The 19,501-nt window shown below is 55.6% G+C and carries 14 protein-coding genes and 1 tRNA gene; 14 read left to right on the top strand and 1 reads right to left on the bottom strand.

All coding sequences use genetic code 11. The features are described from left to right. Positions 1–792: 792 nt before the first annotated feature. From Poly51_RS25945 to Poly51_RS25965, 5 genes are all read left to right on the top strand, one after another. A complete protein-coding gene (locus Poly51_RS25945; RefSeq protein WP_068262572.1) occupies positions 793–1,365 on the top strand; it encodes a helix-turn-helix domain-containing protein in 573 nt (190 codons plus the stop codon). Positions 1,366–1,673: 308 nt separating this feature from the next. Continuing rightward, positions 1,674–2,768, top strand: coding sequence for a DUF937 domain-containing protein (locus Poly51_RS25950; RefSeq protein WP_186775814.1), 1,095 nt, complete (start codon positions 1,674–1,676; stop codon positions 2,766–2,768). A 2-nt stretch (positions 2,769–2,770) separates the two neighbouring features. Continuing rightward, entirely contained in the window at positions 2,771–3,250 is a 480-nt protein-coding gene (moaC, locus tag Poly51_RS25955) for a cyclic pyranopterin monophosphate synthase MoaC (protein ID WP_146461574.1), read from the top strand. 152 nt (positions 3,251–3,402) lie between these two features. Further along, the gene (locus Poly51_RS25960) at positions 3,403–7,218 is read left to right on the top strand and encodes a DUF7133 domain-containing protein (RefSeq protein WP_146461576.1); all 3,816 of its coding nucleotides are present in this window, start codon (positions 3,403–3,405) and stop codon (positions 7,216–7,218) included. 131 nt (positions 7,219–7,349) lie between these two features. Then, positions 7,350–9,764: a YidC/Oxa1 family insertase periplasmic-domain containing protein gene (locus Poly51_RS25965; protein ID WP_146461577.1), complete on the top strand. Its 2,415-nt coding sequence runs from the start codon at positions 7,350–7,352 to the stop codon at positions 9,762–9,764. 98 nt (positions 9,765–9,862) lie between these two features. Here Poly51_RS25965 and bcp read toward each other — a convergent pair whose 3' ends face one another. Next, positions 9,863–10,330, bottom strand: a complete 468-nt coding sequence (gene bcp, locus Poly51_RS25970; RefSeq protein WP_146461578.1) for a thioredoxin-dependent thiol peroxidase — start codon at positions 10,328–10,330, stop codon at positions 9,863–9,865. Between the two features lie 144 nt (positions 10,331–10,474). Here bcp and rsfS point away from each other — a divergent pair, with 144 nt between their 5' ends. The 9 genes from rsfS to Poly51_RS26010 all read left to right on the top strand — a co-directional run bounded on the left by rsfS (position 10,475) and on the right by Poly51_RS26010 (position 19,447). Next, complete coding sequence (gene rsfS, locus Poly51_RS25975) at positions 10,475–11,002, top strand: ribosome silencing factor (RefSeq protein WP_246114769.1); 528 nt, start codon at positions 10,475–10,477, stop codon at positions 11,000–11,002. A gap of 356 nt (positions 11,003–11,358) precedes the next feature. Then, entirely contained in the window at positions 11,359–13,338 is a 1,980-nt protein-coding gene (argS, locus tag Poly51_RS25980) for an arginine--tRNA ligase (RefSeq protein ID WP_146461580.1), read from the top strand. Positions 13,339–13,461: 123 nt separating this feature from the next. After that, on the top strand, positions 13,462–13,839 hold the full coding sequence (locus tag Poly51_RS25985; protein ID WP_146461581.1) for a hypothetical protein: 378 nt from the start codon (positions 13,462–13,464) through the stop codon (positions 13,837–13,839). Between the two features lie 284 nt (positions 13,840–14,123). Further along, positions 14,124–15,626, top strand: coding sequence for a serine/threonine protein kinase (locus tag Poly51_RS25990; protein WP_146461583.1), 1,503 nt, complete (start codon positions 14,124–14,126; stop codon positions 15,624–15,626). A 142-nt stretch (positions 15,627–15,768) separates the two neighbouring features. Continuing rightward, positions 15,769–15,841 (top strand) — tRNA-Cys (locus Poly51_RS25995). Positions 15,842–16,236: 395 nt separating this feature from the next. Then, positions 16,237–17,892: a type I restriction-modification system subunit M gene (locus tag Poly51_RS26000; protein ID WP_146461584.1), complete on the top strand. Its 1,656-nt coding sequence runs from the start codon at positions 16,237–16,239 to the stop codon at positions 17,890–17,892. Continuing rightward, on the top strand, positions 17,889–18,644 hold the full coding sequence (locus tag Poly51_RS31915; RefSeq protein ID WP_146461586.1) for a restriction endonuclease subunit S: 756 nt from the start codon (positions 17,889–17,891) through the stop codon (positions 18,642–18,644). Before Poly51_RS26000 ends, Poly51_RS31915 begins: the two co-directional genes overlap by 4 nt. Further along, complete coding sequence (locus Poly51_RS30740) at positions 18,568–18,801, top strand: hypothetical protein (RefSeq protein WP_186775823.1); 234 nt, start codon at positions 18,568–18,570, stop codon at positions 18,799–18,801. The genes Poly51_RS31915 and Poly51_RS30740 overlap by 77 nt, the downstream gene beginning before the upstream one ends. Positions 18,802–19,090: 289 nt before the next feature. Further along, positions 19,091–19,447, top strand: coding sequence for a YbjQ family protein (locus Poly51_RS26010; protein ID WP_222435927.1), 357 nt, complete (start codon positions 19,091–19,093; stop codon positions 19,445–19,447). Positions 19,448–19,501 lie beyond the last annotated feature (54 nt).

A 19,501-nucleotide genomic window follows, 5' to 3' on the forward strand; every position in this document is an offset into this window, starting at 1 on the left:
TCCAGGCGTCTGAATATCATGGAGATTACGGGCTTTCCGAGACATCTCGCCCGGGCTTGGAGGTGGGTTTGGTTCGGTCAAGACCAAAGAAACCGCTCATACTGCTTGTTCTCAATCAAACGCACTAAAGAGTTAGCCCGGTTTTACTCGACACTATGTCTCGGACAGGGATTGCTTTTGCAGTTCTGACGCGAAGGCCTTCTTTTGGGAGGTCGTCCATCAGAGCGGTAAGATGAATGCAGTGTCCACCCAGGGGGGATTCTGGGAAACGCATTCGGCGGTTTCACGATGATCATTCATCGCGTGGCCACCGGAGGATGGATCGGCGAACACAACCGAACATTCCGTAGAGACTTTGAACCGTTTTGCAATGTCGTTCGCGACATTGCGCCGGCTTAGAAGTCTTGAGCGGAGGGTACGGCTTTGGGCGTGGAACTTCCACAGCATCTGCCCCGCCAACGAAGCAAACGTTTCGTTTTGAACGAGTTTACTAAACAAAACCGCGAGGATCCCGCTAGGCGAGCGTCGCAAGATGCAAACCGGCTGGCCCGACCCAGCGTAGGACTTTCACACTGTGCCTTTGACAGAAGAAAGATCGACTGCCGAACTTCGGCGATCCGATCCGACCAAGTCAAGGTATTGGTTTGATGTGACCCACCACATCGAACCGTGGCAACTGATCAGGACCAGTTGTTCAGACGATCGCACCGCGAAGCAGGGCCTACAGGACAATGGTTACCGACGCACCATTGTTCGAGGGAATAATAAACGAGGCGTTATGGAGTACCTAGCATGAAGGTCTTCACAACTGGACAGGTCGCTAAGATCTGTAAAGTAGCACCCCGGACCGTATCGAAATGGTTCGACTCGGGGCGTTTGAAAGGCTATCGAATTCCTGGATCACAGGATCGCCGCATTCCACGAGAATACTTGATCAAGTTTCTCAAGGAGCACGGTATGCCCCTTGGCGACTTGGAAGACGAAGCGATGGCAAAGTGCCTGATCGTCGCCCAAGACCAGGTGCTGATTGAGAACTTGAAGCGTGAACTTCCGCCCGAGAAAGCGTTCAAAGTGGCAGTCGCCGCGAGCGGTTTCGAGGCTGGAATTCAAGCGGAAAGCTTCAATCCGGATTGCATCATCGTTGACTTTTCGATTGGCAAGATCGAAGCAGTTCAAATCTGCCAGAACTTGCGCAAGAACATCGATTTCACCGATATCATCCTGATTGCTCTGTTGCCCGATGACGGACAACCGATGAGCTTTGACCGAAGCAGCATCAACGAGACGTTCAAGAAGCCGTTCGACGCCCACTTGTTGGCCGAACGCTTGCGAACACTCGTCGGTGCGAAAAAAGAATTGGTTTAGGTTCGCCAAACCGGGTTGAAAGGATTCGACTCGAATAACGAGCAGAGACCTCTACAAGAGCCTCGTCGATAGGCGTCTCACATCCCCGCAGATGTGAGACGCCTTTTTTTATGCGCCAACGGTTGGCCTAGCCGATCATTGCCCCGCTCGCGATGGCTCGTTTCTTTGTCTCCCTTTGCCCGCGGGCGGCCCCACCTGATAGGATACAGATTGCCACTGATGGCTTTCGTTCGCTCTCATCGAACGACTCTAGTACGGATCACTCTTTTCCAGATCAAAGTTTTTCCAGATCACAAAGGTGCGCGGCAATGTCGATCAACATTCTAGACCTACTCAAGGGCCAACTCGGTGGCGCGCTCATTGGGCAGTTGGGCAAACAAGTCGGACTCGATTCAAATCAAGCAAAGTCGGGGATGGACGCGATCCTTCCGTCGATCCTTGGCGGCTTGATGAAGAAAGCGTCGACGCCACAAGGCGCCGATTCGCTAAACGATATGCTCGACCAGGACGACTACAGCGGTAGCCTGCTCGAAAAATTGCCGGGCATGTTGGGCGGCGGATCCGACTCGGGCGGGTCCAGCATGATGACGAATCTGGGGATGACCGTCCTGAGTTCGTTGTTCGGCGACAAGGTCGCGTCGATAGCGGGAATGCTGGCCAAAGTCACCGGCATCGGATCGGATAAATCGACGTCGATGATGGCGCTGCTGGCGCCCCTGGTGATGAGTTTCCTCGGTGCAAAGAAACGTGCCGATGGCTTGGACGCCGGTGGAATGGCCAGCCTGCTGATGTCGCAGAAAGATTCCGTCGCATCGAGCTTGCCGCCCGGCATGGCGGGCGCTCTCGGCTTGGGCGATTTGGGCATCACCGACAAGGCTCCCGCCGCACGACCCGCGCCGGCACCGGCTCAAAAAAGCGGTGGCAGTGGGCTGGCTTGGTTGTTGCCACTGTTGATCCTAGGCGGCTTGGCGGCTTGGTTCTTGATGTCGCGAGGTAAACCCGATCTTCCGGCGGTCAACGATATTGATCTGGGTGTCGACGTCGGCGACATCACGCCGGACGTGTCGCTGCCCGACGTCGGTGTCCCCGACCTGACCAGCAACTTGACCGGAATGTTTGACCAGTACAAAGCTACGCTAACGGACGTGACCGACGAAGCATCCGCGAAGTTAGCTGTTCCGAAGATGGAAGAGTACAACGGGAAACTCGGTGGTATGGCAGAGATGTTCAAGAAGCTTCCCGCAGCGGCGCAGTCGACCGTTGGCGGCAAGGCGGAAGAACTGTTGGCACCGATCCAGGCAATTCTTGACAAGCTGTATGCGATCCCGGGCGTCCAAGCCATTTTGGAACCCGTCGTTACAAGCATGTTGGACAAGGTCAAAGCGTTTGTTCCATCGGCATAGTCATGAATCGCCCCACCCATTTCGATTCGGACGGGAACGCTCACATGGTGGACGTTTCCGGAAAATCGCCGACGGTGCGAGTCGCCGTCGCGTCGGGTGAAGTACGCATGCTCGTCGAGACCGCCGAAATGATTCGCGATGGCTCATCGAAAAAGGGCGACGCGATTGGCGTCGCCCGCCTGGCCGCGATCCAAGCAACCAAGTGGACACAAATGCTGATTCCGCTTTGTCATTCGATTCCGATCGAATCGGTTTCCGTCGAATTTGACTGGCTCGAACCTCACCGTCTCTGCTGTACGGCGACGGTCCGGACCACGGGAAAGACCGGCGTCGAAATGGAAGCCATGACCGCTGTGTCAATCGGATGTTTGACCGTCTATGACATGGTTAAATCCGTCGACCGCGAGGTTTCGATCTGCGAAATCAGGCTGCTTGAGAAAAGCGGCGGAAAGTCCGGCCACTTCATTCGCGGTGATTCCTAAGTTTCAACGCACTCACCCCCCCCAGCCTGCTGCGGGATCAATCTTGCGTTGTCCATCGCGTTCTGCCTACTTTTAGGTCCCGGGGTCTAGCGGACCCGCGTGTTGACCCCGAAGTTCCAACCTCCAATATCGATGATTACGCCATGGACGGCATGAACAAATCTTTGCGCCGATGGACCCTTTTGGCATGCACAGCCGTTTCCGCTGTGACAATGGGTTTTTCGACCACCACGATCCGAGCCGACGAAGCCCAGTGGGTATGGGCGAACGGGCGCACGCTCGCCGATCCTATCCCAACGGGCGAAACCTGCTTGTTTCGCAAGCCGATCAATCTGCGAGTTCCTGCGCAGGGCAAGGTCGAAATTTCGGCGGACGATGAATACGAGCTATACGTCAACGAGAAATTGGTCGGGCGTGGCAACTCATCACGCCAGATGCAGGAATACGATATCTCGGACCGCTTAGAAGTAGGCCGCAACGTCATCGCCATTCGCGTCGTCAACTCGAAAGGTACGACCGCCGCGCTGGCCGCACGAGTCGCCGTTCGTCCCGAGAAACAAGAAAAGTGGTTTACGTTCAGCACGGACCCGTCATGGAAGACCAGCATCGAAAGCGAGCCGATGTGGGAAACGGTTCTGTTCAATGACCGGTTGTGGGGCTCCGCATCTTCGTTCGGCAAGTTGGGTGACACCGCGCCCTGGGACCGCGACGAAGACGTCGTCGCCGAAACGCAAACCGAACAACGCGAACGCTTTCAGATTCAAAAGGGGTTCGGCGTCCAACGCGTCCTGGACGACGAAGAAACCGGTTCAATCATCGCGATGACCTTCAACGAATTTGGTCACATCATCTTGTCGCAAGAAGGTGGTCCGCTGTTGTTGGTACTGGATAAAGACGAAGACGGAATTCCCGAACACGTACGCACGTATTGCGACAAAGTCACTTCCTGCCAAGGTATTTTGGCGCTCAATGGCGAAGTCTACGTGACCGGCCAAGGTCCCGATGGCAGCGCCCTGTATCGACTGACTGATGCCGACCGCAACGGCACGCTCGAGCAAGTCAAAACGATCGTCAAGTTGAAGGGACAGCCCGGTGAACACGGTGCCCACGGCATTCGGCTAGGGCCTGATGGAATGATCTACGTTGTCCTGGGCAGTCACGTGCAAGCGGTGGGCGAAAAAGGCCCCGGCGAAACACTCGTCGATGCCTACGAAGGCGACTTGTTGCCGCGTTACGAAGACCCGGCTGGACATGGACTGGGCATCAAGGCACCGGGCGGAACCGTGATTCGAACCAACGCGGATGGCTCGGTGGTCGAACGCGTCGCGGGCGGCATTCGCAATGCCTATGACCTGGTTTTCCATCCGTCGGGCGGCATGTTCGTCCACGATGCCGACATGGAAGCCGACGTCGACACGGCTTGGTTCCGGCCGACGGCGCTTTACGACGTGACCGAAGGCGGCGAGTTCGGCTGGCGAACGGGTTGGGCGAAGTGGCCCGAATACTACTTGGACCGATTGCCCAACTTGTTGGACACCGGTCGCGGTAGCCCCACCGGCGCGGCTTGCTATGAACACTACATGTTCCCGGTTCGTTACCAAAACTCGCTGTTCTTAGCCGATTGGTCCGAAGGCCGCATTTTGAACGTGCGGTTGAAACCACGCGGCAGCGGTTTCATCGCCGACAGCGAAGTGTTCCTAAAAGGTCAGCCGCTGAACGTTACGGACTTGGAAGTCGGTCCCGACGGTGCGTTGTACTTCTGTACCGGTGGTCGTGGAACGGCCGGCGGTGTCTATCGCGTCGTCTACAAGGGCGAGATTCCCGAACGGATGAAGAACTTGGGCACCGGCATCGCGGCTGCTGTCCGTCAACCACAGCTCGAGTCGGCTTGGGCGCGTCAAGAAATCGCATCGATCAAACGAGAGCTCGGCGACAAGTGGGGCCAATTGGTCGCTGGTGTCGCGTACAGCAACGATAACCCGTCGCACTACCGAACACGCGCCATGGATTTGATGCAGTTGTTTGGTCCTGTCCCAAGCGAAGACTTGGTTTTGGAATTGAGCAAGGCACAAAGTGAAGCCGTTCGCGCCAGCGCAGCCCGCTTGATGGGACTGCACCCGGGCAAGCGTAGCGGAAAGCAACTGGTTGCGATGCTTGCCGACAGCGACGCTCGCGTTCGCCGTGCCGCTTGCGAGGCGATGCTTCGAAGTGGCCAGATTCCAATCAACGCAGATGCCGTCATGCCGCTGCTTGCCGAGGACGATCGCACATTGGCGTTCGTTGCAAGACGCGTGATGGAACGGATCGATACGAAAACGTGGCGCGGCGAAGTGCTGGCCAGCCCCGATCCGCGAATCGGTATCGTTGGCATGCTGGCACTGATCAACGCCGACCCAAGCGAAGCGACGGCGCTGGAAATTCTGCAGCGGTCGAGTGAATTGATGAAAGACTTTTTAAGCGACGCAGACTTCGTCGACACGTTGCGTTTGTGCCAAGTCGCATTGCATCGTGGCAAAGTCGATCCGTCGAAAGCGGTTGCACTGGGTCAACAAATTGCGGAGGAGTTCCCCGCCGGCGACGACCGCATGAATCACGAATTGATTCGACTGTGTGCGTACTTGCAAGCCGATGGCGTCGCCGAACGAGCACTCGACTACATCAACGACCCCCAGAATCCCGAAGTCGACCGAACGCTGGTGGCGATGTGCGTCCAGTTTCTGTCGCACGACTGGAACGCCCAACAACGCTTCCAGATTTTGAAGTACTACGAGAACACCGCGAATGCCGTCACGAGTGGATCGCTTTCGATGTACTTGATGGCTGTGACGCGAGATTTCGCACGATCACTTAGCCAAGAGGACGTCCAGGCGATCCTTGAACAGGGTGCCGTTTGGCGAAACGCCGCCTTGGCCGCGATCTACAAGTTGCCACGTCCGATTGATGCAAAGACCGCCGAAACGCTTAGGTCACTGGACGCACAATTGGTCGAAAAACCACAACCGGGTGATATCGAACGTCGGCTGCGGACCGGAATCATCGCGATGTTGGCGACCGCGACGGACGAAGAATCGGCGGCCTACCTGCGAAAGCTATGGCGAAGCGAGCCCGAACGGCGTGCCGTGATCGCGATGGCGCTCGCTCAGCGACCCCAAGGAGAAAACTGGGACTACTTGGTCCGCAGTCTGAACGTGCTCGAGGATGAAACGGCCGAAGAAGTCGTCAAGGCACTTCAAACGGTAAGCGTCGCAACGGACGATCCGATGGCGCTTCGCCAGCTGATCCTGTTGGGATTGCGCGCCGAAGCGGACGGCGGTGACTTTGAAAACGTCGAACGATTGCTCGAGCATTGGACCGGAATGCAGCGGCCCCCGATCGAGAAAAACGCGTCCGGCAAGTTGACGATGCGTCCGTGGCAAAAATGGTACGCCAAGACGCATCCCGACCGACCATCGGCGGAATTGCCCAAGGCTGACGAATCTCGCTGGGACTTTGACCAATTGGTTGAATATCTCGACAGCGACAAGGGTCACGCGGGGGATCCCGACTTTGGACGCACTGTGTTCGCGAAAGCAAAATGTGCGCAGTGTCACCGCGTCGGTGACAACGGCGACTCAATCGGCCCTGTTTTGACCGGGTTGGCAAAACGATTCAGCAAGCGAGAGATCCTCGAATCGATCCTCTATCCCAACCACGTCGTCAGCGATCAGTTCGCCAGCAAGAAAGTGTTGACCGTCGATGGCCGAGCACTTGTCGGAATGGTCAGCCAGCTGAGCGACGGGGCGATCGAAGTTCGTGACTCGAACAACCAAGCCACCTCGGTAAAGGGATCCGAGATCGACCAGGTTCTGCCTAGTACCAGCAGCATCATGCCCAGCGGCTTGTTGGACGAGTTGACGTTGCAAGAAATCAGTGACCTGATGGCCTACATGGGCGTGATCGCTCCCTTGGAAATCGCGACGCGACCGTAATCGCGGGGTCAAGCTGCGGCCAATTGGCTCGGCTTCCCAAGATTTAACGTTGCGGACAGAATAGCGGTCCGGAATCTAGCGGTGCCGACTCGGGCCGCCCCTCGCTATCTCTCTTCCCATCGGGATCGATCGTGGAACGTCGTCTGCTTACGTTCATCGTCTCATCGACGGCGTTTTTCTTGGTTTATATGACGTTGCGAGCAAAGTTTGCTCCGCAACCGGCTCCTGCGCCGGCTGCCGCAATCGTCGACGAAGCCGAGAATTTGGTGGTCGATCCTGCTGCGCCGGTCGAAAAACCCGATGCGACTGGCATCGAAACCGACGATTCGGTCGCGGATGGCCAAAAATTTGAAAACAGTGAATCGGAATCCGAACGCAGTACGCAGCCCGAATGGATCACGCTGGGCTCGATGGCTGCCCAGTCGAACTACTACATGCTGGTCACGATCAACACACGCGGCGGCGGCATCGAGCGGATCGAGCTGACCGAGCGGGACGAAGGCGGAAAGCTCCGATATCATCGTGTCGACACCCGCGAAGGTTACCTCGGATACTTGGCTGCCGAAGCCGCAACATCCATCGACGGAGTGACCGTCAATGTCGTTGGTCCCGGCACGCCAGCGGAAATCGCCGGTCTGCAAGTTGGCGACATCATCACTTCCGTCGGCGGTCGCTCGGTAACGAACCGCCAATCACTGCAAAACGCACTCGTTGACTCAGTCCCCGGCGACTCGATTGACATCGAAGTCGTTCGCCAGGGCGGGACATCGCCGATGACATTGCCTGCCGTGTTGTCGGAGTATCCCCTGGACATCGTGCGATTGGCAAAAGACGGCGGGGCGGACCAAGTCGAAGGAAACCTGTCACGTTCTTCATGCTTGATGTCGCTCAGCCAGGTCAATCGAAAAAGCATCGGCTTGGGCGAAACCCGCATCGCTGGGTATGAAAGTCCGTCCGAATTGGTGTGGAGCGTTGCCGATCCGGTCGAGGGTGAATCGCCCGCAGGCCAGTCGTTGAACTTGGATCTAGAATTGTCAGCTTCAGAAATGCAGGCGATCGGCGGAAAGCCCGTGCGTCTGCGTCGAAGCTACGCGATCTCGCCGAAGGACTATTCAATCGACATGACGTTGCAGGTGGACAACCTGGCCGACGATCCCCAGGATCTGGCTTACCGCATCGAGGGTCCCAATGGTTTGACGCTCGAGGGTTGGTGGTACAGCAACAAAATCAGCCCCAATTTTTCGGGTGCGGCCGCGCGAGACGTGATCTACAAAACGGCCGCCGAAGGTCACGAACTGATCAGCGGCTACAACCTGCTAAAAACCGCAAAGAAGACGCCCGCCAATCCTTACGAAGCGATCTTTGCACCCGACCGCGAAGACGCGGCGCGAAGCCTGAATTATATCGGCGTCGATGCCCAGTACTTTGCCGTCGCTTTTATCCCGCCGACGAACGTCGAGTCCCTGACGACGTTCCGCCGCGCAGTCGCCGGCGTCGTGGCGGATCCCTTGTCGGTTCCCAAGCACAAAGAGCGGGCCGTCAATGCGTCGTTCGTGCTCGACAGCGTTGTGGCAACGGTTCCCGCTGGCGGTTCGCTGCGACAGGAAATGCAACTGTTCGCCGGCCCCAAGGATCCCGCAGTCTTGGAGCCCTACGGGCTCGGCCAGTTCGTTTATTACGGATGGTTTGAACGGTTCGCGAAGCTGCTGGGTAAATTGCTGCACGTTTTGTCGGGGGTTGGCAACTATGCACTAGCGATCATCCTGCTGACCGTCATCGTTCGCGCCGCGATGTTCCCGCTCAGTCGCAAAGCAGCCGTCAATGCTCAGAAAATGCAAGAGCTTGCACCCGAACTGAAAAAGATCACCGAGCAATACAAAGACGACATGGAAGGGCGAATGAAGGCCCAGCGTGAATTACAAAAGCGAGTCGGTTTCAATCCGATGGCCGGTTGTTTGCCCATGTTCTTGCAATTGCCGATCTTCATCGGGCTCTACCGCGCCCTTTCGGTTGACATTGAACTGCGTCAACAGCCTGTTTTCAGTGGCTGGGATTGGGCATCGAACTTGGCTGGTCCGGACATGTTCGCTTACTGGGGCGATTGGATGATGGACTACTTTGCCGGTCGTGGAACCGGTTGGCTTGGTCCTTACTTCAATATCCTGCCGGTCATCGTCGTGGGGCTATTCCTGGCTCAACAAAAGATGTTCATGCCTCCGGCGACGGATGAACAGACCGCGATGACGCAAAAAATGATGAACATCATGACGCTGATGATGGGACTCTTCTTCTTCCGAGTCCCTGCCGGCTTGTGCATCTATTTTATCACCAGCAGTCTGTGGGGCATCGGTGAGCGGATCCTTGTAAAGAAGACGTTGCCCACGAAATCGCACTTCGACGCAGCGGTTCTAGAGGGTTCGGCGGTGCCGAAGGGTTCTAAGCCTGCGGATCGGAAAGAAACCCTGGCCGACAAAATCAAGAACGCCGTCAACAAACCCGAACCCACCTTTGACCGCCCCAACAAGCGGAAGCGACCGAAAAAGTAGGAATTAAAAGGCAACAGGTTTAGGTAACGGGTTTAGGTAACGGGTAACGGGCAGGCCGATCCGCCAAGGGCATCGTTTTCCTTCCTGTTACCTGTTACCTACTCCCCGAGTGCGTCTAGGACTTGTTGATCGTGTCCGTCCACGCGGACGCGTTTCCAGATTTTGGCGACTTTCCCGTCGGCGTCGATCAAAAACGTCGACCGCTGGATTCCCATCGATTTCTTGCCGTACATGTTCTTTTCGCGATAAGCACCGTACTTTTCGCTGACCGCGTTGCCGACATCGACCAAAAGCGGGAACGGCAGCGAATATTTTTTACGAAATTTGGCGTGACTCTCCGCCGTGTCGCCACTGATTCCGAACAGGTGAACCCCCACCGTCTTCAGCTCGTCATAACGGTCACGAAACGCACAGGCTTCTTTGGTACAGCCCGGCGTGTCGTCGCGAGGGTAGAAATAGATGACGACAGGTTTTCCCTTTAAATCGCTAAGTTTTACCTTCGTGCCGGTATCGTCGGCCAACGTAAATGCGGGAGCCTTTTTGCCTGGTTCGATCCAATCAGCCATCAAAAATTCGGAGGGTTAGGGGAGAAAAAAAGAAGCCGTGCAGTTCTAACGCAGGATAGTTGGGTGTCCAGCCAAGTTGGGCTAGCCAGCGGTTCTATCTCACCGGTGCGTGACAGCCACGTTAAATCTACTAGACTCTCGATTATGAGCGACAATACATCACCTGAAATGAACGATCCGAACGAATCCCCAAAGGGCCAGATCGACGGCGAACAGTCGTCTGCCGAGTCACCGCAACCGAAGGCGGCGAAGCCTGACAATGTCAATCCGATGGTTCGTCCGTCTCGGGCGATTCGGCCACACGGTACCGCCGATGGGCTGAAGTTGGCCACCGAAGCCGCTCGTGTGGCGATCGAAAACAACGGCATGGATGTGATGGTGCTCGACGTATGTGCCCAATCCGCCGAGTTCGACTACTTCGTGCTGGCGACGGGAACCAGCCGACGGCAGCTTCACGCGATCAGCGAATTGATCGACGACGCACTTGAAAAAGGGCTTGGCGATCAACGCCTGGGAATCGAAGGCTACGACGAGAGTCGTTGGATCGTGCTTGATTACGGCAGCGTCGTGATTCACCTGTTCGACGAAGAAACGCGTGAATACTACGATCTGGAATCGTTGTGGGCCGACGGCAAACCGATCGCGCTCTCGGATCTCGGCCTGACTTCATAACCCCGCTCGGCTGCAATCATTGCCAATCGCGCACTTTGACTAGCCCCGGTTTTCGCGATGAATAACTCGGAACCGGGGCTAGCGCCCAAACGGCCAATCATTGTGAATGCAAGCGGTACTCAATCGTCAAACCGCTGACGATTTCTGCTACTCGATAACCGAGTTGACACGGAAAAATTGGGTTTCGTGTCGAATCTGACTGGACCGTCATTGCCGCAATGGCCTTTGGCACCTTCTCGCCATCGTATGGAACAAGTGATCAAAGGGCGTGCGAGGTTTTCGACAATCCGCCGAACCGCTAAAACGAATCGAGACTCGGACCGATTCCGTCTCAAAAACCGCTTCTAGGTCGCATCATGCACATCCCCCATCTATTGCAACAACGTTTCGTCGACGCACTCCAAGGGCTGACCGACGATCCCGATTCGTTTGCGTCCATGATTCGGGCAACCACGGATCCGATTCACGGCGACTATCAATGCAACGCCGCGATGCCGCTTTGCAAACAGATCGGTCAAGATGCGCGCTGGGTCGCCGAAACGCTTGTGAGTCGTTTGAAAGTAGCCGACTTTTGCGAAGAGCCCACCGTCGCCGGACCAGGTTTCATCAATCTGAAACTGCAGGATGCATTCCTGGTTGACCAGTTGAAGAACATGCTCGGTGACTCGCGATGCGGCGTCGCCGAGGTGCCTTCGGCAACGAATATCGTGATCGACTTTTCTTCGCCGAACGTGGCTAAGCCGATGCACGTCGGACACATCCGAAGCACCGTCATCGGTGACGCACTCGCGAGAACATTAAAGTTCTTGGGTTACCAAACGATTACCGACAATCACCTCGGCGACTGGGGGACTCAATTTGGGATCATCATCTACGGTTACAAACATTTTGGTGACCCCGATGTGGTCGATGCAGACCCCGTTCCGGAATTGTCAAAACTTTATCGCCACGTCAATCAATTGATTGAATACAGGAAAGCTTTGGATGCGGCTCCCAAGATGGAAGCCCAGATCGCCGCCGCTGAGCAAGAGGTAGTGTCCTCAAAAGCAATCGCCGAACAAGCAGACGCCAAAGAGAAAAAGAAGGCGAATAAATTGCTCGCCGCGGCCCAGCGACGTCTCGTCACGCTGAATGATGATTTCATATCTATTCAGGGGAAAATTTCTGCCGTTGAGTCCAATGCTGCGTTGCTGGCTGATGCCGAAAAACATAGCACCGTCGATGTAGCCGTACTGCAAGAAACCGCAAAGTTACATCATGGCGATGAACAGAACCTTGCTCTTTGGATGAAGTTTTTGCCCCACTGCAAAGACGAGATCAACCGAATCTATCATCGATTAGATGTGCAGTTCGACCACACCCTCGGAGAGAGTTTTTATCACCCGATGCTAGCGGGTGTTGTTGAGAAATTGACATCGAGCGGTCTGGCATCCACAAGTGACGGCGCCGTGTGCGTATTCCTTGATGGATTCGAAGCGCCGATGATCGTTCAGAAACAGGATGGTGCGTATTTGTATGCAACCACCGACATAGCAACGATCGAATACCGACTGAAAACGTTTCAACCGTCAGAAATCGTTTACGTTGTCGATACGCGTCAAAGCGAGCATTTCGAAAAGTTGTTTGCCGCTGCGAAAAAGCTCGGCATGACCGACGCGAAGCTGGTTCACGTCAACTTTGGCACCGTGCTGGGTGAAGACGGGAAACCCATGAAGACGAGAAGCGGATCTCTGATCGGACTTGAGAGTCTTCTAGACGACGCCGTGGAACGCGCTCGACAAGTCGTTTGCAATCCTGATCGATTGCAATCGTTTGATCCGCCCATGGACGAAGCCGAGCAACAGGCGATCGCAGAGATCGTGGGAATCGGAGCCATTAAGTTCGCGGACTTAGGACACCACCGAACCAGCGATTATCGGTTCAGTCTCGACAAAATGGTCGCATTGGATGGAAACACATCAACGTATGTTCAATATTCTTATGCCCGTACTCAAAAGATTTTGGAACGTGCCGAGAAGGCCGAGTCCGACGTTACTGCGATGGTTCAGCAATACGGTATCGAACTGACGCACCCTGCCGAACGCAGCTTAGCGCTCATGCTGCTGAAATTCGAAGAAGCATTGGTCGCTGTTCACAAAGACTACGCGCCAAATTTGTTGGTTGAGTATTTGCTAGAGACCGCAAAGGTCTATTCAAAATTCAATGAGAGCTGTCACGTCTTACGCGCCGAGTCGGAAGCGATTCAAGCAACGCGATTGATGCTTGTGTGCTTATGTGGACGCGTGTTAGCCCTTGGACTGAATATTCTAGGTGTCGGTGTCGTGCCGCGTATGTAGTTTGCCAATTGACAACCAGTATAAATTGCCTAACTTAAAGCGGGCATTCATGCTGAACTCGGACTGTTTCGGCAAACTTCCACTCAACGCAGACCGATTCTCGGTCGAAAAGGTAAACAGATCATGGCAAAGAAGAAAACCGGCGGACCCAACAAGTCGCAAGCGATTCGTGACTACAGCAAAGACAACCCAACTCTAAAGCCTAAACAAATTGCTGCGGACCTCAGCAAGAAGGGTGTTGCTGTTAGTGCCGGTTTCGTTAGCACGATTTTGTCGACATCGAAGCGAAAAAAGAAAGTGGGTCGTCCGGGTCGCCCCAAGGGTTCTGTCAAATCGGTACGCGCCGTCGGACGCCCAACCAAGAAGAAACGAGCAAGCTCGGCTGGAAGCGGCGATGTTTCGATCGACGCGCTGATGAAGGTGAAGCAATTGGTTGCCGAAATCGGCAGCATTGACGAAGCGAAGTCAGCGTTGTCGGCGCTCGAAAAGTTGATGCGATAATTCGGCGATGACGGCAGATAATGATTCTGCTGTTGTGGCTGATTTTCGGTCGGGAATGCCCCCAGGGGTTAGCAAAAGCGTTCATAGGAATGCGGACCTTCATCGGCGGAAAACGCCAGTTCCACACCGAACGAAGCATGGGGATACCATAAGGTGTCCCCTTTTTCGTTGGACCGCCACGTTGGGCGGGTTCCGTGTAAACTGGTACACGACCGGTGCAGAGGACCGTTGGGGTCCCTTTTTTCCGCATTTATTCCCCAGCTATTTGTTGCTCGTGGCCATTGATGAGTGATCTGACCCCCCGACAATTCGCACAACGTGCGGCCGATCTTGGACTCGCGGACCGACGTTCGGTCGAACAGGCCGTCAATGAACTTGGCGTGGGCGACCATACGCTCGACGACATGATCCAGGTGATGCAGCGAAATGGTCTGGTCACAACTCTGCAAACCGAGAAGATTTTAAAGGGCGACCGTAAGGGATATTTTTACGGTGACTATAAGGTCCTGTACTTGATTGGTGCCGGTACGTTCGCACGCGTCTATCGCGCCGAAAAAGGTGGCGAAGTCTTTGCGGTTAAAGTCTTGCGGAAACGGTTTCGCGATGAACTGAGGGAACTGGAGCAGTTCCTGCGAGAGGGTCGGATGGGATTGAGGCTTCGGCATCCTCACATCGTCGATATCTTGGAAGTGGTTCCGGACGTGCACAATCCGTTTCTGGTGATGGAGTTTGTTGAAGGGCAAACGCTGCGAGAGTTGGTTCGGATTCGAGGCAAGTTGCCCGCCGACTTGGCGCTGCGATTGATGTACGAGATTGCCTCGGGTTTGGCGTACGCTTCTTCGCTGGGGATCGCCCACCGTGACTTAAAGTTGTCGAACGTGCTGATATCGTCCGATGGAAAAGCGAAGTTGGTGGACTTCGGGTTGGCGGCCCTCACGGACCGCAACAACCCTGAAAAAATGGCCGACTGCCCGAATGCTCGTGCGATCGACTACGCCGCTTTGGAACGCGGTACAGGCGTTCGCAAGGACGATCCTCGTAGCGACGTCTACTTTGCCGGGAACATGCTGTATCACATGTTGGCGGGAGTACCAGCGTTGACGGAAACGCGTGACCGATTGCAACGATTGAACGTGTCTCGTTTTCAAGAGATTGTGCCGCTTCACGAGCGAGTGCCGGACGTGCCCGGCATTGCCAACCAAGTGGTGCAGCGGGCGCTCGAATTCAATCCAGACAAACGCATTCAGTCGGCCGCCGCACTGCAAGCAGAGGTTAAAAAGGCGTTGCAAATCCTTGAAAGTGGAGCCACGCGATCAAATTCGGACAACACGATCTCGTCGACGGATTCGCCGGATGAGGATGAAATTCCGACCAACGAGGGCGAAGGTTACATCATCATGTTGGTGGAATCCAAAGCGGCGCTACAGAACGCGTTTCGCGAGCGATTGAAGGCGCGCGGCTATCGAGTGCTCGTGATCTCGGATCCGAACCGGGCGCTCGATCGATTTTCGCCGGACGATGATCCGCCGGCCGATTGTGTGGTTTTCGGCGCCGCCGAACTCGGATCGTTGGCGGTCGAGGCTTACAACAAGTTTGGATCCGACGAACACACCGCCGAGATACCGGCACTATTGTTGGTGGACCGTCGACAAACCAGCCTGATTGCGTCTGCTCGTCGATCGCCGACCCGAAAATTGCTGCCGTTGCCGTTGAAGGTTCGCGAGCTGCGTATCGCGTTGACGCAGTTGCTTTCGGGTGTCGAGCGTCGCCCGCTAGGTACTTACTGAGGAAATTTTCTCGGAATCTCGGTCAAGTCTCCACACCCCAGGCCCGATAAATACGTCGTATCTGGTACAGATAACAGAAACATGCGGAACTACCGTTCTTGACTGTTCGTCAGTCTTTCTCTAGTTTCCGCATTATCTAAACGGCGACGTGGCCAAGTGGCTAAGGCGAAGGATTGCAAATCCTTTATTCGTGGGTTCGAATCCCACCGTCGCCTTCTTTGAGTCAACAGAAGCCGGTGTATTTTTACGCCGGCTTTTTTTCATGGCTGTGTGGTTAGCCCCAATCGACCCAAGCCTCGCATTCAAAACGATTTGCGTTTCGAGGTTTCCAACTCGCTGTCACGCCACCGCTGACCGGCGTATCTCGCGGCTTCTGAATCTCCGAAAAAAGGAGCACCGACCAGCCTTGGACGATGTCCGATTCAGGTGTCGATGTTAAGCCACGTTCGCATCGAGGCCAGCTTCACTTTCCCCAGCATCCGGACTCGTTTGCCAAACGTTGTCATGAGACGGTCTCCTGCTTGTTTGCTGTGGGGGGGGAGTCTTACGCTGATCCCAATCGATAGGGAACAAGCGATCGCTCGCTGGCGAAAGGAACGGACAGAACATCATGGCCAACAACCACTCCGACACCGAAAAACGACTCTGGGATGCTGCCGATGAATTCCGCGCTAACTCCGACCTCAAGTCATCCGAATACGCTGTACCCGTCCTCGGCCTGATATTCCTTCGGTACGCCGATCATCGGTTCACGATCGCCGAACAGGAACTTGCGGGCAAAGGCACGGGGCGTCGCAAGATCGGCAAGGAAGACTACCAAGCCAAAGGCGTGATGTACGTGCCGCCTGAGGCCCGGTTCTCACATCTGCTTTCCCTGCCCGAAGGCGAAAACATCGGCAAGGCGATCAACGAGGCGATGAAGTCGGTCGAGGCCGAAAACGTCGACCTCAAGGGCGTTCTGCCGCGAACCTACACCAAGATCGACAACGCCATCCTGGTCTCGCTGCTGAAGAACTTCTCTCAGATCGCGATGGATGCCGAAGGCGACACGTTCGGCAAGATTTACGAATACTTCCTTGGCAACTTTGCCCGTGCCGAAGGACAACGGGGTGGTGAGTTCTTCACGCCGACCTCGCTGGTCAAGCTGATCGTCGAGATCATCGAGCCGTACCACGGACGCATCTACGACCCGGCGTGTGGATCGGGCGGCATGTTCGCTCAGAGTGCCGAGTTCATCAAAGCCCACCAGAACAATCCCTCGGTGGAAATCTCCTGCTACGGTCAGGAGCGAGTCGGAGAGACCCGGCAACTGTGCATGATGAACCTTGCCGTGCATTCGCTGTCCGGCGACATTCGCTTGGGGAACAGCTACTACGAAGACCCCCACGACAGTCTCGGCAAATTCGACTTCGTGATGGCCAATCCCCCGTTCAACGTCGACAAGGTGGATAAGGAGAAGATCAAAGACGATCCCCGCTACCCGTTCGGGATGCCACGGCCCGACAACGCCAACTACCTCTGGATACAACGGTTTTACAGCAGCCTCAGCGACACGGGCCGAGCCGGTTTTGTGATGGCGAACTCCGCCGCCGACGCTCGCCAGTCGGAGATGGAGATTCGCAAGCAACTGCTCCAGTCGCACGCCGTCGATGTGATGGTCGCCATCGGTCCGAACTTCTTCTACACGGTGACGCTCCCTTGCACGCTCTGGTTCTTTGACAAAGCGAAATCGCAACCCGACGCGTCAGCGAGGGATACCAGCACCAAGGACAAAGCCAGCAAGTCCCTCGCTCACGCTTCGGGTTCCGATAATCTCGGTTGGCGGCGCGACAAGGTCCTGTTCATCGACGCCCGGCACACGTTCCGGCAGGTCGACCGGGCACACCGCAAGTTCAGTCCCCAGCAGATCGAGTATCTGGCCAACATCGTGCGGCTGTATCGGGGTGAGCAGCCTGAGTTCGTGGCGGGTGAAGATGAAGAAGTTCCCGGTGAGGAACCGGATTTGAAGGCCACCTTCCCGAAGCTGAAATACGCGGACGTGGCGGGACTTTGCTGGGTCGCCACGTTGGAGGAGATCGAAGCACAGGGCTGGAGCCTGAATCCCGGTCGGTATGTCGGCGTGGCGGATCGTGAGGAAGACGATTTTGTCTTTGCCGAGCGGCTGGAAGAACTCAACGAAGAGTTGGAGGTCTTGAACAGCGAAGCGTCCGAGTTGGAAGAGCGGATTGCGAACAACGTCGCCAAGTTGTTGGAGGAGGCGACGTGACGCTTTATCCCAGAATCCGAATCGGCGACTTAGTCACGATCAAAGGAGGAAAGCGACTAAGGCCAAACGAGCAGTTCAGTTCCGAACCAACACGACACCCCTACATTCGAGCCAGAGATGTTGGTGAAGGCATTGTCAAGATTCAGGACGCTGTTTACTTACCGGAAGATGTGGCAAACCGACTGTCACGCTACCGAGTAACCACAGGGGACGTTTGCATAACCATTGTTGGTGCCAATGTCGGAGAAATGGGAATTGTCCCTCCCAATCTCGACGGTGCGAATCTAACTGAAAACTGTGTGCGGCTGACAAACAATGGAAAGGTGACGCAAGGTTTCCTGCGATATTCGCTTTTAGGCGACGACGCACAGGGTCAGATGAAAGTATTGGCAGGTGGTGCTGCTCAACCCAAACTTGGTATCTACAAAATCGAGACCGTCGAGATTCCGCTTCCGTCAGTTCCGACCCAACGGAAGATCGCTTCGATCCTGTCGGCGTATGACGATCTGATTGAGAACAACAACCACGTGGTGCACGCGGAGCCAGACTCGCGGTTATCATGCAAATTGAAAATGAACTCGCCCGGTCCGTCGGCCTCGATCGCTTTCCGAATGACCGTTGTCCATCCGCGGATCGAAACCTCTCGCCACCCGGAGCACCTCAACGAGTTTTTTGATGCAATACCGTTATGTAGTTGTCGACCTGGCGGACGGTGGGAGCTGGCATCTTTACGGCGACGAAAGCCGTCCTGAAGTCACAGGGTATTCAGCAGACGAATTGCGGGTCCTTCCTGATCTGTTGGCGGACGGATGGGTGCCGATCCGTGAGACGCCGTGCGGATCTTCCGCTGTGGGTGCAATGCGTGGCGGCGTTCGTGCCTTCTGCTTGGTACTGCTTTCAAAGGAATGACCTTTCACTGAACCGGTTCCGGGCCATCTTGCCTGATGCACAACGATGAATGAGCATGGGTTTTGCGGAGCGTAGGGGGAATGCATTTTCATTTTCGTAAAGTTGCTCGTCCGCCACTCTTCAATGTGTAATACTGTCCGAGTGAGCGCCCGCGCACTACGAGCTTTTTGAAATGCCTTGGACATGCCCATCATGCAACGGTGAGACGGATCTCGGCTACAACATCTGCTGGACATGCCGCGCTCCACGACCTGGAAGTGATCCGCGCGCCGAACCGGCGCACGTCAACATGCTCATCACGACAACGCCGTCGTTTTCTACGCATTCCATCGACCATTACTTCGGGCCTGTTTTCGGCGAAACCATCTATGGCGCGAACGTGCTGCGAGACTTTTTTGCCGCCGTCACCGACGTAGTCGGGGGCCGTTCTAGCCAATACGAAACGTTGCTCGTTCGCGGCCGAAACACGGCCATGTCCGAGATGGCCGCACGCGCTACAAAGATGGGTGCAAACGCCGTGATTGGGATGCGATTCGACTACTCGACGGTCGGAAACTCGATGCTCATGATCTGTTGCATTGGCACCGCTGTCACGGCCTCCCCATTGACCGGAAAATACGACGGATCACCATCATGTCCACCGTAGCGGCGGTGGTTGCGTTCTATCAAGCTCATGTCCCGACAATGTATTGCTTCATCC

The organism is Rubripirellula tenax (assembly GCF_007860125.1).
In the GTDB taxonomy this organism is placed as follows: Bacteria; Planctomycetota; Planctomycetia; order Pirellulales; family Pirellulaceae; genus Rubripirellula; species Rubripirellula tenax.